This window comes from Nocardioides sp. CCNWLW216, assembly GCF_037120545.1.
Classification (GTDB): domain Bacteria; phylum Actinomycetota; class Actinomycetes; order Propionibacteriales; family Nocardioidaceae; genus Nocardioides; species Nocardioides lianchengensis.
In genome coordinates, this window is the sequence record NZ_JBBBBJ010000004.1 from 311,866 (window position 1) to 325,864 (window position 13,999).

15 protein-coding genes are annotated in these 13,999 nt (G+C 73.6%); 11 read left to right on the forward strand and 4 right to left on the reverse strand.

The features are described from left to right. Position 1 precedes the first annotated feature (1 nt). Genes V7S47_RS11665 through V7S47_RS11680 form a run of 4 tightly spaced genes read left to right on the forward strand, consistent with a single transcriptional unit; the run spans position 2 to position 1,939 of the window. Positions 2–409: a secondary thiamine-phosphate synthase enzyme YjbQ gene (locus V7S47_RS11665; RefSeq protein WP_336561698.1), complete on the forward strand. Its 408-nt coding sequence runs from the start codon at positions 2–4 to the stop codon at positions 407–409. Positions 410–426: 17 nt separating this feature from the next. Then, positions 427–996, forward strand: coding sequence for a GNAT family N-acetyltransferase (locus tag V7S47_RS11670; RefSeq protein WP_336561699.1), 570 nt, complete (start codon positions 427–429; stop codon positions 994–996). Positions 997–1,010: 14 nt separating this feature from the next. Next, positions 1,011–1,376: a hypothetical protein gene (locus V7S47_RS11675; protein WP_336561700.1), complete on the forward strand. Its 366-nt coding sequence runs from the start codon at positions 1,011–1,013 to the stop codon at positions 1,374–1,376. Positions 1,377–1,396: 20 nt separating this feature from the next. Then, positions 1,397–1,939, forward strand: a complete 543-nt coding sequence (locus V7S47_RS11680) for a hypothetical protein (protein WP_336561701.1) — start codon at positions 1,397–1,399, stop codon at positions 1,937–1,939. Here V7S47_RS11680 and V7S47_RS11685 read toward each other — a convergent pair. Continuing rightward, positions 1,936–2,454: a GNAT family N-acetyltransferase gene (locus V7S47_RS11685; RefSeq protein ID WP_336561702.1), complete on the reverse strand. Its 519-nt coding sequence runs from the start codon at positions 2,452–2,454 to the stop codon at positions 1,936–1,938. The genes V7S47_RS11680 and V7S47_RS11685 overlap by 4 nt on opposite strands. Continuing rightward, the gene (locus tag V7S47_RS11690) at positions 2,451–3,443 is read right to left on the reverse strand and encodes a glycosyl hydrolase family 18 protein (protein ID WP_336561703.1); all 993 of its coding nucleotides are present in this window, start codon (positions 3,441–3,443) and stop codon (positions 2,451–2,453) included. Before V7S47_RS11690 ends, V7S47_RS11685 begins: the two co-directional genes overlap by 4 nt. A 49-nt stretch (positions 3,444–3,492) precedes the next feature. Between V7S47_RS11690 and V7S47_RS11695 the strand changes: the two genes are divergently transcribed. From V7S47_RS11695 to V7S47_RS11710, 4 genes are all read left to right on the forward strand, one after another. After that, entirely contained in the window at positions 3,493–4,428 is a 936-nt protein-coding gene (locus tag V7S47_RS11695; RefSeq protein ID WP_336561704.1) for an SMP-30/gluconolactonase/LRE family protein, read from the forward strand. Beyond that, positions 4,428–4,700, forward strand: a complete 273-nt coding sequence (locus V7S47_RS11700; RefSeq protein WP_336561705.1) for a hypothetical protein — start codon at positions 4,428–4,430, stop codon at positions 4,698–4,700. Before V7S47_RS11695 ends, V7S47_RS11700 begins: the two co-directional genes overlap by 1 nt. 168 nt (positions 4,701–4,868) lie before the next feature. After that, positions 4,869–6,773: a 1-deoxy-D-xylulose-5-phosphate synthase gene (gene dxs / locus V7S47_RS11705; RefSeq protein ID WP_336561706.1), complete on the forward strand. Its 1,905-nt coding sequence runs from the start codon at positions 4,869–4,871 to the stop codon at positions 6,771–6,773. Then, positions 6,754–8,097 (forward strand): hypothetical protein, encoded by a 1,344-nt coding sequence (locus V7S47_RS11710; RefSeq protein ID WP_336561707.1) that lies wholly within the window; start codon positions 6,754–6,756, stop codon positions 8,095–8,097. Before dxs ends, V7S47_RS11710 begins: the two co-directional genes overlap by 20 nt. Here V7S47_RS11710 and V7S47_RS11715 read toward each other — a convergent pair. Next, entirely contained in the window at positions 8,081–8,902 is an 822-nt protein-coding gene (locus V7S47_RS11715) for an alpha/beta hydrolase (protein WP_336561708.1), read from the reverse strand. The two genes, V7S47_RS11710 and V7S47_RS11715, sit on opposite strands and share 17 nt — an antisense overlap. Positions 8,903–9,051: 149 nt before the next feature. Between V7S47_RS11715 and V7S47_RS11720 the strand changes: the two genes are divergently transcribed. The 3 genes from V7S47_RS11720 to V7S47_RS11730 are packed head-to-tail and all read left to right on the forward strand — an operon-like array spanning position 9,052 to position 13,039. Next, positions 9,052–10,035 carry an AraC family transcriptional regulator gene (locus tag V7S47_RS11720; protein WP_336561709.1) on the forward strand — a complete coding sequence of 328 codons (984 nt, stop codon included), beginning with the start codon at positions 9,052–9,054 and terminating at the stop codon, positions 10,033–10,035. Positions 10,036–10,063: 28 nt separating this feature from the next. Next, positions 10,064–11,482: a mycothione reductase gene (locus tag V7S47_RS11725; RefSeq protein ID WP_336561710.1), complete on the forward strand. Its 1,419-nt coding sequence runs from the start codon at positions 10,064–10,066 to the stop codon at positions 11,480–11,482. 45 nt (positions 11,483–11,527) lie between these two features. Further along, positions 11,528–13,039 carry an amino acid permease gene (locus V7S47_RS11730; protein ID WP_336561711.1) on the forward strand — a complete coding sequence of 504 codons (1,512 nt, stop codon included), beginning with the start codon at positions 11,528–11,530 and terminating at the stop codon, positions 13,037–13,039. Here V7S47_RS11730 and V7S47_RS11735 read toward each other — a convergent pair. Then, complete coding sequence (locus tag V7S47_RS11735) at positions 13,022–13,981, reverse strand: hypothetical protein (protein ID WP_336561712.1); 960 nt, start codon at positions 13,979–13,981, stop codon at positions 13,022–13,024. The two genes, V7S47_RS11730 and V7S47_RS11735, sit on opposite strands and share 18 nt — an antisense overlap. Positions 13,982–13,999: the final 18 nt, after the last annotated feature.

The window sequence follows — 13,999 nt, forward strand, 5'->3', positions numbered from 1 at the left end:
TATGCACACGGAGACGAAGCGATTTCGCACGGGTAACCGGGACGCCGTCCTCGACATCACGCGCGACTGCGCGTCGTGGGTGGCGGGTCGGGGGGACGGGCTCCTGCACGTCTTCGTCCCGCACGCCACGGCCGGGATCGCCGTCCTGGAGACCGGGGCGGGGAGCGACGACGACCTGCTCGCGGCGCTCGCCGACCTGCTGCCCGCCGACGACCGGTGGCGGCACCGGCACGGCACGCCCGGCCACGGCCGGTCGCACGTGATGCCGGCGCTGATCCCGCCGTACGCGACCGTTCCGGTGATCGAGGGCGAGCTGGCCCTCGGCACCTGGCAGAGCATCTGCCTGGTCGACCTCAACGTCGACAACCACGACCGCGACGTGCGGCTGAGCTTCCTGGCGTCGGCGTGAACGGCGAGCGGAGCGGCATGGAGATCCGGCCCGAGGCGGCCGACGACCGGGCCGAGGTGGAGCGGATCGTCGCCGAGGCGTTCGGTGACGACGGCGCGCACGTCGCGGAGCTGGTGCGGGCGCTCGACGCGGCGGGTCGGACCCGGGCCAGCCTGGTCGCCGAGGCCGACGGGGTCGTGGTCGGGCACGTGCAGCTGAGCCAGTCGTGGGTCGACGCCCGGGAGGCGCTGGTCGAGGTGCTGGTGCTCAGCCCGCTGGCCGTGGAGCCGCCGTACCAGGGGCGGGGGATCGGGGCCGACCTGCTGGAGGCCGCCGTGTCGTCCGCGCGCGGGACCGGCGTACCGGCCGTGTTCCTGGAGGGCTCGCCCGACTACTACGGCCCCCGGGGCTGGGCCCGGGCCAGCGGCCTCGGCTTCGTGCGGCCCTCGACCCGGATCCCCGAGCCGGCGTTCCAGGTGATCACGTTCGAGGCCTGGGAGCCGTGGATGGTCGGGCAGCTCGTCTACTGCGACCCGTTCTGGGCGCTCGACGCGGTCGGCCTCCGCGATCCGCTCCTCGCCGATCTCGAACAGGCGTTCGACTCGTGAGCTAGGGTGGGGGCATGTCCGTCGCTCCTCCCGGCTGGCCCGCCGGGGTCCGCCCTCCCGATGCTCCCGACTGGGAGCGGACGGCCGTCGACTGGCTGCTCGACCAGTGCCCGCCCGAGTACCGCTCGTACGCCGTGCTGCGCCGCCACGCCCTCGTGCTCGCCCGGTTCGGCGTGCTCCACGTCGAGGCCTGCCAAGCCACCACCCGGCGGGCGCTGAGCGAAGCCCGGGCCGAGCTCCGCGACGTCGTCCCGCCGGACGTGGTGGACGCGGCGGTCCAGGCCTGGCTCACCGAGGAGGCGCGGCTCGCCGGCGTACGACGGGCCGTCGGGCTGGTCGAACAGGCGCTGCGCGGGCGGCGGTTCGCGGCCCGGATGTGACGACGTCCTAGGGTCGGACCATGACCTGCCGCCTCCACCTGACAGGCGCGAGCGGTGCCGGCACGACGACCCTGGGCCGGGCGGTGGCCGGTGCGCTGTCCGTCCCGCACGCCGACGCCGACGACTACTTCTGGGTCCCGACCAGCCCGGCGTACGTCGAGCAGCGCGAACCGGCCGATCGGCTCCGGTTGATGAACGAGATCTTCGTGCCGCGCCCCGCGTGGGTGCTGTCGGGCTCGATGCTCGGGTGGGGCGACGAGATCGTCGAGCGGTGCGACGGCGTGGTGTTCCTGACCCTCGACCCCGAGGTCCGGCTGGCCCGGCTCGAGGCCCGACAGCTGCTCCGTCGAGGCGGCGCGCCGATCGACGACGCCACGTCCGTGTTCCTCGCCTGGGCCCGCGGGTACGACGACCCCGGCTTCGACGGCCGGTCCCGCGTCCGGCACGAGGAGTGGCTGGACGACCTGGACCGCCCGGTGCTGCGCCTGGACAGCGCCCTCCCGGTCGACGTGCTCTGCGCGGCGGTCGTCGACTGGGCGGCCGGCCTCCAGGGGCGGGCCTAGCGGACCGCGATCCAGTAGCGCCGCTTGCCCTGCCGGACGTCCTCCAGCACCCCACCCTGGCTCTCGATCGTGCGCGCCGAGCCGACGTTGTCGACGTCGCAGGTGAGGAGCACCCGTTCCAGCCCGAGCTCGCGAGCCCGGTCGAGGGCCAGGCCGAGGGCAGCGGTCGCGTGGCCCCGTCGGCGGTACGACGGCCGCACGCTGTAGCCGACGTGCCCGCCGAGCGTGCGCAGGAACTCGTTGTCGAGCGCGTGCCGGACGGCAACGAAGCCGATCATCTCGGTGTCCGCGAAGACCCAGAAGTAGTCGCAGTGGACGTGCCCCTCCGGCAGCTCGCGCGACGTGTCGGCCTCGGCCGTGGTGATCTCCAGGAGCGCGGCGAAGGTCGTCGGGTCGGGGCCGAAATCGGGGACCTGCCAGTCGCCGGAGCCGTCGCGCGGACCGTCGCCGAAGTCGCGGACGCAGGCCAGCCACGCGTCGTACAGGTCGGCCGAGGGCGGGCGCAGCGCGATCACGGCCGGCCCGCCGGCACGGTGTCGGCCGAGCCGATCCGCCAGATCGCCAGGCCGTGCAGGCCCTGCTCGCGCGCCAGCGCGCGTCGCAGCCGCAGCGAGCGGCGGTCGGACCAGCGCAGGGCGGTCCCGTCGTCGAGCCGCGCGCGCCACTCGCCGGCGCGGGCGTCCCAGGTCGCGCGGGCCCCGTCGCGCCGGACCAGCTTGCGGGCCTGGGCAACGGTGACCGGCCCGCCGGTGCCGCGGCGCGGCCAGGTGTAGCCGTAGCCGGCCACCCCGAGGTCGACCTTCGCGGCCGGGACCTGCGTCAGCAGGGCGCCCAGGGTGCGGCGCTGCCAGGGCAGCGCGCCGATCGGCCCCGGACCGCTCCACGTGGGGCCGTGCTGGTCGTAGGCCATCAGTTGCACCAGGTCGACGGCCCGGCCGAGCGCGCCGAGCCGGTAGCCGGCCCGCCGGTAGTCCCGCACCGAGCCCTTCGCCGACACGTCGACCGACACGGTCCGCGCCGCAGGCATCCGCCGCTGCAGGGCCGCGGCCAGCCGGACCAGTCCCGGGCCGTCCTGCGGCTGCAGCGCCTCCAGGTCGAGGTTCACGCCGTCCCACCGACCGGCCTCGACGTACGACGCCAGCTGGCGCGCGACCCGTCGTACGTTCGCGGGGCTGCGCAGCAGCCGACCGGCCGCCCGGGTGTCGAAGTCGCCGATCCGGTCGCTGTAGTTGCTCACCAGCAGCTCGGTGCGCAGCCCCTCGCGGCGTGCCTTCCGGCCCAGCCGCACCGAGTCCGCCGGCGGCCGGACGGCCCGCCGCCCGTCGGCGGTGATCGATGCACCCACCACGGTGAGCGTGGTCAGCCCGGGTGCGTTGCGCTCCAGGACCCGGTGCGGGAGGCCGGGGAGGGCGTAGCCGGTCACCTCCGGCCCGGACGCGTGGACGGCGGTGGCGGGGGCCGCCAGGGCGGTGGCGGTCACGAGGACGACGAGGGCTCGGCGCATGCGTTCCACCCTGCCACGCACAGGTCGGGCCGACCGCTACGGTGGCGCGATGACCTTCACCGTGATCCCCGTCCCCGCCGACGGCGCCGAGGACGTCGTGGTCGGCACCAGCGGCCGCGACGAGGGCGCCGTGTTCACCGGTACGGCGGACGGCGGGATCTTCCGGGTCAGCCACGACGGGTCGCACGTCGACCGGGTCGCCCACACCGGCGGGCGCCCTCTCGGCCTCGAGCTCGACCTCGACGGCCGGCTCGTGGTCTGCGACGCGCACCGCGGGCTGCTGCGGGTCGACACCGCCAGCGGCGCGGTCGAGCAGGTCGCGGACTCGGTGCGCGGGACGAGGATGGTCTTCTGCAACAACGCCGCGGTGGCCTCCGACGGCACCGTCTGGTTCAGCGACTCCTCGACGAAGTACGGCATCGAGCGCTGGAAGGACGACTTCGTCCAGAACACCCGCACCGGCCGGCTGCTCCGCCTCGACACCGACGGCAGCGTGCACGTCGTCATCGACGAGCTGGCGTTCGCCAACGGGGTCGCGCTGAGCCAGGACGAGGACTTCGTCTGCGTCGCGGAGAGCGGGGCGCGCACCGTCGTACGACGCTGGCTGACGGGGGACCGCGCCGGGATGCGCGACCTGCTCTGCCAGGACCTCCCGGGCTACCCCGACAACATCTCTCGCGGGAGCGACGGCCTGATCTGGGTCACCATCGCCAGCCCGAAGGATCCGCTCGTCGAGCGACTCCAGAAGGGCCCGCTGACCCTCCGTCGCGCCGTCACCAAGATCCCGGCCCGCCTCCAGCCGAAGCCGCAGGCGACCGTCCGCGTCCAGGCGTACGACGACCGCGGCACCCTCGTCCACGACCTCGACGTGCCGGCCTCGGACAACCCCGACGGCTACCACATGGTCACCGGCGTGCGCGAGCACGAGGGCCGGGTCTGGATGGGATCGCTGGAGGAGCCGGCGATCGCGGTGCTGGACGTGTGATGACCGGCGCCCGACCGCGCTCCCGCCTCCGCCGGCTGGTGCTGGTCGCGGGGATCGGCGGCGCGCTCGTCCTACTCGTGCTGGCCTTCCGGGGCTACCTCCAGCTCGCCCTGGAGAGCGAGCGCTGCGACGCCACGCCCCCGGGCTACGAGAACCAGCGCGCGGTCTCGAAGGAGCTCAAGCCGCTCTGGTACGAGTGCGTCATGGACCCCGGCAACGGCGAGGAGCAGTACGTCGTGCACGGCCCCTTCCAGTCGGTCCGCGGCGACTGACCGGCAGGCTGTCGGGTGAAGTCGGCACTGGGGGGGGCCGAGACTTCGGCCGCCCAGTGCCAGCTTCCCCGGTCAGCCGGTGAATCATCCGGGCGGCCCCACCAGACCCTCCCCACCACCCCGGCCGGCCGAATCGGTCCCCGACCCAGGACGTCCTACTATCGATCCATGGGTCTTCTGGAGTCGATCACGAGCCCCCGCGACCTGCGCGGGCTCTCGGACGACCAGCTGGTGACGCTGGCGGCGGAGATCCGGGACCTGCTGATCCGCACGGTGGCGACCAACACCGGCCACCTCGGCCCGAACCTGGGCGTGGTCGAGCTGAGCCTGGCGATCCACCGGATCTTCGACTCGCCGCGCGACCGAGTCGTCTTCGACACCGGTCACCAGTCCTACGTGCACAAGCTGGTCACCGGCCGGGTCGGCGACTTCGGGACGCTGCGCCGCGAGGGCGGGCTGAGCGGCTACCCGAGCCAGGAGGAGTCCGACCACGACATCGTGGAGAACTCCCACGCGTCCACCGCGCTGAGCTACGCCGACGGCCTGGCCAAGGCCTACACGATCCGCGGCGAGGACCGGCACGTCGTGGCGGTCATCGGTGACGGGGCGCTGACCGGCGGCATGGCCTGGGAGGCGCTCAACAACATCGCGATCGCCAAGGACAGCAAGCTGGTCATCGTCGTCAACGACAACGGCCGCTCCTACACGCCGACCATCGGCGGTCTCGCGAACGCGCTCACGACGCTGCGCACCAACCCGCGCTACGAGCAGGTCCTCGACCTGGTCAAGAAGCGGCTCAACGCCGTCCCCGGCGTCGGCCCCGCGGCGTACGACGCGCTGCACGCCATGAAGCGCGGCCTGAAGGACGCGCTGGCGCCGCAGGGCCTCTTCGAGGACCTGGGCCTGAAGTACGTCGGCCCGGTCGACGGACACGACCGCGGGGCGATGGAGCAGGTGCTCGCGCAGGCCAAGAAGTTCAACGGGCCGGTCATCGTGCACGCGATCACCCGCAAGGGCTACGGCTACGACCCGGCGGAGCGGCACGAGGCCGACCAGTTCCACGCGCCGGGGCCGTTCGACGTGCAGACCGGAGCGGAGAAGCCCAAGGGCCGGATCTGGACCGACCACTTCTCCGACGCGATCGTCGAGATCGGCGAGCGGCGTCCCGACGTCGTCGCCATCACCGCGGCGATGATGCACCCGGTCGGCCTCGACACCTTCCAGGCCCGGTTCCCCGAGCGCACCTTCGACGTCGGCATCGCCGAGCAGCACGCGGCCACCTCCGCCGCCGGCCTCGCGCTCGGCGGGCTCCACCCGGTGGTCGCGGTCTACGCGACCTTCCTCAACCGGGCCTTCGACCAGGTCCTGATGGACGTCGCGCTGCACAAGTGCGGCGTCACCTTCGTCCTGGACCGCTCCGGTGTCACCGGCGACGACGGGGCCAGCCACAACGGCATGTGGGACATGTCCTTCCTCCAGCTGGTGCCGGGCCTGCGCCTGGCCGCCCCCCGCGACGCCGCCCGCCTGCGCGAGCTGCTCGACGAGGCGGTCGAGGTCGACGACGCGCCGACCGTCGTCCGGTTCCCGAAGGGCCCGCCCCCCGCCGACATCCCGGCGATCGGCCGGGCCGGCGGCGCCGACGTGCTGGTGCGCAACGGCCCGCGCGACGTCCTGGTCGTGGCCGTCGGCGCGATGGCCGAGACCGCCGTCGACGTCGCCGACCGGCTGGTCGCCCAGGGCATCGGCGTGACCGTCGTCGACCCGCGCTGGGTCAAGCCCGTCGACTCCGCGATCGTCGAGCTGGCCCGCGAGCACCGCCTGGTGGTCAGCCTGGAGGACAACGGCCGGGTCGGCGGAGTCGGCGCCGTACTCCTGCAGACGCTCAACGACGCCGGCGTGACCACGCCGTTCCGGCTGCACGGCATCCCGCAGGAGTTCCTGGGCCACGCCAAGCGGGCCGCGATCCTCGAGCGGATCGGACTGACGCCGCAGGCCCTGGCCCTCGGCATCGTCGAGGACATGACCTCGATGGCCGAGGATCGTTCTCCGGTCGATGCCGATCGTCCGATCTAGCCTGCTCCCGGGAGTCCTGGCCGCGCTGCTGGCGCTCCCGGGCTGCTCGCTGGCGGGCGGCGACGACCCGGTCCCACCCGCGCCCAGCACGTCGTCGTACGCCGCCCCGCCCGATGTCGTCGCCGGCGTCGAGCAGGCGCTGCGCCGTCGAGCCCGCGCCGTGGTCGACGCGAACCCGGAGGCCTTCGACCGTGGGGTCCGCGGCGAGGCGGGGTTCCGCGAGCAGCAGCGCAGCTGGTTCGCCAACCTGCGCCAGCTCCCGGTCGGCGAGCTGAGCTACACCGTCGACCCGGGCGCGCTGCTGCGCGACGGGGACGACTACTGGGTCGTGGTCGAGGAGCACCTGCGCCTGTCCGGGTACGACGCCGTCCCGGTGGTCTCGCGCGACCGCTACCGCTTCCGCCCGAGCCGCCGCAACCCCGACCGGATGGTGCTCACCTCGGTCACCGACGAGGCCTGGGAGCGCGACAACGGCGTACGCCCGCAGCCCTGGGACCTGGGGCCGGTCGAGGTCCGCAGCGGCGCGGGCGTGCTCGGGATCTTCGACGCCGGGAGCTTGCCGGACGCCGGACCGCTGGTCCGCTCCGTCGAGCGTGGCATCGACGACGTCGCTGCGGTGGTGCCCTACGAGTGGTCGCGCTCCGTGGTGGTCTACGCGCTCTCGGACCCGACCTTCCTGGCCAGCATCCCGGACGTGCCCGGGGGCGACCCCGACGACCTGGACGGGGTCGCGTTCCCGGTCACGGCGGCGCCGGGAGAGGAGGCGTCGGCGGCGTACCGGTTCGCCCTGCACCCGCGGATGCTCGACCGCCGCGGGGCGGCCCGCGACCGGCTGGTCCGTCACGAGCTCACCCACGTCGCCCTGGGGGCGCGCGACGACCAGGCCCCGGTCTGGCTGAGCGAGGGTCTGGCCGAGTACGTCTCCGCGCAGCCGATGGCTCCCCAGGACCGCCGGGTGCCCGCGCGGGCGGTCCGGGCCGCCGAGGTCGGCTTCGACGCACTCCCCGCCGACGACTCGTTCAACGGTGGCGAGGAGTCCGAGACCAACTACGCCCTGGCCTGGTTCGCCTGCGAGTACCTCGCCCGGAGCTTCGACGAGGCGACGCTGTGGTCCCTGCTCGACCAGCTCGGCGCCGGCGGCGTCGACGCGGACCAGCTGCTGCGCGACCAGCTCCGCGTGGGACCCAAGCGGCTGGCCCAGCGCGCCGGCGAGCTCATCGTCGCCGAGTACGGCGACCCGCCGCCCGTCGTACCTCCGACGCCGGCGGGTCCCGGCGCCGACCCGGCCGGGACGCCGGCGCCCGAGGTCACGCCGGCTGGGTGACCGGGGCGGCGTTCGCGAGGGCCCACTCGAGCGCCGCGTCCGCGACCTGCTCCCAGCCGGGCTCGGCGCAGGTCCAGTGCGACCGTCCCTCGAAGAGCTGGAAGTCGGTGAGCGAGGCCGACTTCTTGTACTTCTTCATGTTCGAGCGGTTCACCGAGGCCGGCATGATGTGATCCGCGCCGCCGGCGATGAAGAGCAGCGGGGCCCGGTCGTCGTTGTCGTAGTCGACCCAGGTCTCCTGGTGGCCGGGCTTGAAGTTCGCGATCAGGCCGTAGTCCCAGACCCAGCGTCCCGGCGCCGCGATGGCGTACCGGTCGTACGCCGCCTTCGCCGCGTCCTCGTCGAGGGTGTTGGTGAAGGCGTAGTGGAACTGCTTCTCGGTGAACCCGGCCGCCTGGTGCCGCTTGGCCGGGTTGTTGAGGGCCGGCCACAGCGACTTCAGCTGCGAGGGCGGGTTGGTGCGGACCCCCTCGGGCGGGGCGGAGTCGATGGCGACACCGGCCGCCCCGAGGCCGCGGGCGAGCAGCAGCTGGGTGAACATGCCGCCGAAGGAGTGGCCCATGATGATCGGCGGGTTCTCGACGGCGCTGACCACCGAGATCAGATGCGCGAGGGTCTCCTTGATGTCGCACTCGGCGATGATGCTCGGATCGGCGCGCAGGGCCTCGACCTCCACCTCGAAGCCGGGGTAGGCGGGGGTGAGGACGGTGAAGCCCTTCGCCTCGTAGTACGTGACCCAGTGCTCCCAGCTGCGCGGGGTCACCCACAGGCCGTGGACGAGGACGATGGTGTCGGGTGCGCTCATGAGAGATCTCCTTGGCGATGGGGGGACCTCGGAGGCTAGGACCGGGTCGGGTCCGGCCGGTCGGCCCTGGGGGACGGGTGGTCGGCCCTGGGTGCCGAAGATGCCCCAGGCGGGTCATGCGCGGTGGCTGTGAGCCGCCGTACCGTCGGATGACGGACCTGGATCGGGCGAGGTGGTGGCGGGTGTCGGTGCTGCTGGACACGGCGCGCCTGCCCGCGCGCGACCGGGCCGAGGCCTTCCGCACGACGATGCAGGCGATGACCGGCTCCACGCGGGTCGACCTCGAGCACGAGGAGCAGGGGGCCGCCGCCCGGATGGAGCTCTCGCCGGTCGGCCCGGTGCAGCTCTTCAGCACCTGGAGCACCGGGGTACGGATGACCCGTGGGTCCCGGGCGGCGCGGCTGGACTTCCCGGAGTACGTCGCGGTGGCGGTGCACGAGCTCGGCGCCGGTCGGTACGACGCCGGACCGCTGCAGCGGCGGGTCTTCCCGGGCGAGCTGATGGTGGTCGACCTGACCCGCCCGTACTCCTTCGCCTGGAGCGGCATCGGGTCGTCCAGCTCGATGATGGTGCCGGTGGCCGACCTGGGGCTCGCACCCGACGTGGTGTCCCGGGCCTCGACCCGGCTGGCGAGCAGTCCGCTCTACGGCACCATGGCCCACCACCTGCGCGACCTCACGCGGCACGCGGACGCGCTGGGCTCCTCGCCCGCCGCCGTCGACGCGGGGACGGCGAGCCTGCACCTCCTGCGCGCGCTGCTCGCGGGCGCGGCCGCCGGGGGGCGGGTGCCGGACGAGGTCGCCGACACCACCCTCGCCGACCAGGTCCGGGCCTACGTCGCGCAGCACCTGCGCGACCCCGACCTGGGCGCCGACCACGTGGCCGCGGCGCTCGCGGTCTCGCGGCGTCAGCTCTTCCGGGCCTGCCGGGAGGCCGGCTTCAGCCTCGAGCAGTACGTCATCGAGCGGCGCCTGGAGCGAGCCCGGGCCGAGCTGGCCCGCTCCGGTCGCGGCGTCGCCCGCGTCGCGCACGCCTGGGGGTTCAAGGACGCGACCCACTTCTCGCGCCGCTTCCGCACCGCCTTCGGCCTGCTGCCCCGCGAGTGGCAGCAGGCCGTGAGGCGTCCGGGGTGACCCGTTTGGCTCCGGTTACCGGACCGCCATGGGGGAGCACTTCGACCTGGTCGTGATCGGCGCCGGCTCCGGCGAGGCGGTGGTCGACGACGCGCTGTCGCACTGGCGGGTGGCCGTCGTGGAGCGCGCCGACTTCGGCGGCACCTGCCTCAACCGCGGCTGCATCCCGTCCAAGATGTTCGTCCACCCCGCCGACGTCGCCGTCCTCGCGCACGACGGCCCACGGCTGGGGGTGCGCTCGACGGCGGAGGGCGTCGACTGGACGGCGGTGCGCGACCGCGTGATCGGCCGCGTCGACGCTGCGTCCCGCGACGGCGAGGAGACCTACGCCGAGAAGCCGCACGTCACCGTCCTGAAGGGCACCGCCCGGTTCACCGGCGAGCGCCGTCTGGTCGTCACGCTGGCCGACGGCGACGTCGAGATGACCGCCGACCGGGTCGTGCTCGCCACCGGCAGCCACCCGGTCGTGCCCGACATCCCGGGCCTGGCCGACGCGGGCTACCTGACCAGCGACGACGTGATGCGGACCGAGCGGCTCCCGGACCGCGTCGGGGTCCTCGGCGGTGGCTACGTCGGGTCCGAGTTCGCCCATGTGCTGGCGTCGTACGGCGCGCGGGTGACGCAGGTCGACTCCGCGCCGATGCTGCTGACCAACCAGGACGCGGAGATCTCCGAGCGCTTCACCGCGGCGGTCCGCGAGCGCCGGGACGTCCGGCTGGAGACGTCGCTGGAGCGGGTCAGCGGCACCGGACCGCACACGATGCACCTCTCCGACGGCAGCAGCGTCGAGGTCGACGCGATCCTGGTCGCGGTCGGCCGGAAGCCGGCCTCGGACGGGCTCGGGCTGGAGCACGCGGGGGTCGCGGTGTCCGAGGACGGTCGGGTGGTGGTCGACGAGCACCTGCGCACCACCGCCGAGGGCGTCTGGGCGCTGGGCGACCTCTCCAGCGACGTCCCGCTCAAGCACGTCGCCAACGCCGACGCCCGGGTCGTGCACCACAACCTGCTGCACCCCGACGACCTCCGGAGCGCCGACCACGACCACGTCCCGAACGCCGTCTTCGCCCACCCGCAGGTCGCCTCCGTCGGGCTGACGGAGGCCCAGGCCCGTGAGCAGGGGATCGACCTCGCCGTCGGCCGCCGCGAGTACGCCGACGTCGCGTTCGGCTGGGCCCTCCAGCACGACCCCGACGACGACGCGGTCGAGGCGGCCGGACTGGTCAAGCTGCTCGCGGACCGTCGTACCGGTCTGCTCGTCGGCGCCCACCTGATCGGGGAGCAGGCGGCGATCCTGGTCCAGCCGCTCGTCCAGGCGATGGCCCTCGGTACGCCGGTCCGCGGCCTGGCCCGCGCCCAGTACTGGATCCACCCCGCCCTCACCGAGGTCGTCGAGAACGCGCTGATCGAGCTGGAGCAGGACCTGGAGTCCGGCCCCGACACCGCCTGAGGCGTGGGAAAGGCGTCCTCGGGGTAGCGGCGCCGTATGAGTGTGATGCGCACCAAGTCGGTCGAGCAGGCGATCAAGGACACCGACGAACCGGAGACCCGGCTCCGCAAGGACCTCGGCGCCGCGGACCTGGTGGTCTTCGGCATCGGCGTGCTGATCGGCGCGGGCATCTTCGTGCTGACCGGCACGGTGGCGGCGTCCAACTCCGGGCCGGCGCTGGCGCTGTCCTTCCTGATCGCCGCCGTGGCGTGCGCCCTGGCCGGGCTCTGCTACGCCGAGTTCGCCTCGACCGTGCCGGTGGCCGGCAGCGCCTACACCTTCAGCTACGCCAGCTTCGGCGAGCTGGTGGCCTGGATCATCGGCTGGGACCTGGCCCTCGAGTTCACCATCGGCGCGTCCGCGCTGTCGGTCAGCTTCTCGGGCTACCTGCAGGAGCTCTTGGCCGGGACGCCCGTCGAGGTGCCCGCCCAGATCGGGTCGGCGTCCGGCGGCTTCATCGACCTGCCGGCGGTCGTGATCGCCCTGGTCGTGATGGTGCTGCTGATCCGTGGCACCAAGCTGTCGAGCCGCTTCAACCAGGTGATCGTCGCCATCAAGCTGGCCGTGGTCGCGACCGTCATCGTCGTCGGGATCACCCTGGTCGACCCGGGCAACTGGGTCCCGTTCATCCCCGAGTCGCAGCCCACCCCGGACACCGAGGGTGGGTTCCTCCAGCTCCCGCTCATCACCAGCCTGCTCGGGATCGAGCCGGCCGTCTTCGGCGTCGCCGGGATGGTCGCCGGCGCGGCCGTGGTGTTCTTCGCGTTCATCGGCTTCGACGTGGTCGCGACCACCGCCGAGGAGGCCAAGAACCCGCAGCGCGACGTCCCGATCGGCATCCTCGGCTCGCTCGCCGTCGTCACGGTCCTGTACGCCGCGGTCAGCCTGATCGTCACCGGGGTGCAGGACTACCGCGACATCGACCCGTCCGACGCCGCCCCGCTCGCCACCGCCTTCAACGCGGCGGGGGTCAGCTGGATGGGCGACCTGATCTCGGTCGGCGCCTGCGTCGGCCTGGTGGCCGTCGCGATGATCCTGATGATGGGCCAGAGCCGGGTCGCCTTCGCGATGGCCCGCGACGGCCTCCTGCCCCGGGGCCTGGCGAAGGTGCACCCGACCTACGGCACGCCGTACCGGATCACGCTGATCACGGGCGTCGTGGTCGCCGCGATCGCCGGCTTCGTCGATCTGCAGACGCTGGCCAGCCTGGTCAACATCGGCACGCTGTTCGCCTTCATCCTGGTCAGCATCGGGGTGGCGATCCTCCGTCGTACCCGCCCCGACCTGCCGCGCTCCTTCCGCACGCCGGCGGTCTGGGTGGTGGCGGTGCTGGCGACGCTGATGTGCCTCTACCTGATGCTCAACCTGTCCGGCGAGACCTGGCTCCGCTTCGCCATCTGGATGGCGATCGGCGTCGTCGTGTACGCCCTCTACGGCCGCAAGCACAGCCGGCTGGCCGAGCGCGAGCGCGAGGAGGCCGCGGCCGGGCGGTCGGCGGGCTCAGCGGGGGAGCAGTAGCTCCTCGCGGCGGGCCGTGGCGGCGTCCTCACGGTCGACGAGCTCCTCGTAGCGGGCCCGGAGGCCGAGCCGGATCCGCACCACGAGGCGCATGACGTCGAGGGTGTCGTCGTGCATCCGGTTGATCCGGTCGCGGACCGACCAGTCGGTGAAGATGTTGTCGAACCACACGTCGAAGGTGCGCGTCATCCCCTCGACCGCGAGCCGCGGCGTGTCGGCGAGCCCGACGTCGGCGAGCTCCACCGAGAGTCGCTTCAGCGCACGGTCGGCGGCCCGGAGCAGCTCCTCGGCGTCCTCGACCCGCTCGTACTTCATCGCGCTGGACAGCATCCCGCCGCCGAAGAAGGTGTCGTACGTCGACCAGTCCTTGGCCCGGCGCAGCATCTGGGAGGCCTGCTCCAGCTGCTCGAGCGCTGCGGTCGCCGCGTCCTCGGCCTCACCGACCTCGGTCCGCTCGCTGCGGACCGTGCCCAGCTCGGCGCCGTTCGCGGTCAGCTCCTCGGCCAGCGGTCCGCCGGCGTCCCGCAGCCGCTGCTCCGTCGCGTCGAGCGCGGCCGCGAGCCGAGCCTCGACGTCACCCAGTGCGCCCAGCGCCGCGCGGGCGGCGTCCAGCTCCTCGCGGGCGAAGGAGACCGCTGCCTCGGCCCGCGCGGCCGCGTACTCGGCGGCCTGCTGCTCGGCCTGCTCGGTGCTCAGCCGGGTCGCCCGCTCACCGCGCAGGGTGGCCCAGATCCGGGCCGGGCTGAAGGACTCCAGGGCTCGGACGTCGTCCGTCTCGCGGCTCAGGTCGGCCCGTGCCTGGCGGGCAGCGGCCGAGGCCTCCGCGAGCGCCTTCTCGGCACGCGTGATCCGGGCGTTGAGGCGGCGGTCCTCGGCGACGGCCTCGAGGGCGTCCGTCAGGTCGCGGTGCACGTCGGCACCGGGCGTCGAGTGGTCGCTCACGCCGGCAGGGTACGACGC

Excerpts from the sequence above, each read along its gene's own strand:
- V7S47_RS11720 (WP_336561709.1), top strand. The coding sequence starts at position 9,052 with ATGACGGACCTGGATCGGGCGAGGTGGTGGCGGGTGTCGGTGCTGCTG.
- V7S47_RS11690 (WP_336561703.1), bottom strand. The coding sequence starts at position 3,443 with ATGCGCCGAGCCCTCGTCGTCCTCGTGACCGCCACCGCCCTGGCGGCC.
- V7S47_RS11725 (WP_336561710.1), top strand. The coding sequence starts at position 10,064 with ATGGGGGAGCACTTCGACCTGGTCGTGATCGGCGCCGGCTCCGGCGAG.
- dxs (WP_336561706.1), top strand. The coding sequence starts at position 4,869 with ATGGGTCTTCTGGAGTCGATCACGAGCCCCCGCGACCTGCGCGGGCTC.
- V7S47_RS11695 (WP_336561704.1), top strand. The coding sequence starts at position 3,493 with ATGACCTTCACCGTGATCCCCGTCCCCGCCGACGGCGCCGAGGACGTC.
- V7S47_RS11665 (WP_336561698.1), top strand. The coding sequence starts at position 2 with ATGCACACGGAGACGAAGCGATTTCGCACGGGTAACCGGGACGCCGTC.
- V7S47_RS11670 (WP_336561699.1), top strand. The coding sequence starts at position 427 with ATGGAGATCCGGCCCGAGGCGGCCGACGACCGGGCCGAGGTGGAGCGG.
- V7S47_RS11680 (WP_336561701.1), top strand. The coding sequence starts at position 1,397 with ATGACCTGCCGCCTCCACCTGACAGGCGCGAGCGGTGCCGGCACGACG.
- V7S47_RS11710 (WP_336561707.1), top strand. The coding sequence starts at position 6,754 with ATGCCGATCGTCCGATCTAGCCTGCTCCCGGGAGTCCTGGCCGCGCTG.
- V7S47_RS11730 (WP_336561711.1), top strand. The coding sequence starts at position 11,528 with ATGCGCACCAAGTCGGTCGAGCAGGCGATCAAGGACACCGACGAACCG.
- V7S47_RS11715 (WP_336561708.1), bottom strand. The coding sequence starts at position 8,902 with ATGAGCGCACCCGACACCATCGTCCTCGTCCACGGCCTGTGGGTGACC.
- V7S47_RS11675 (WP_336561700.1), top strand. The coding sequence starts at position 1,011 with ATGTCCGTCGCTCCTCCCGGCTGGCCCGCCGGGGTCCGCCCTCCCGAT.
- V7S47_RS11700 (WP_336561705.1), top strand. The coding sequence starts at position 4,428 with ATGACCGGCGCCCGACCGCGCTCCCGCCTCCGCCGGCTGGTGCTGGTC.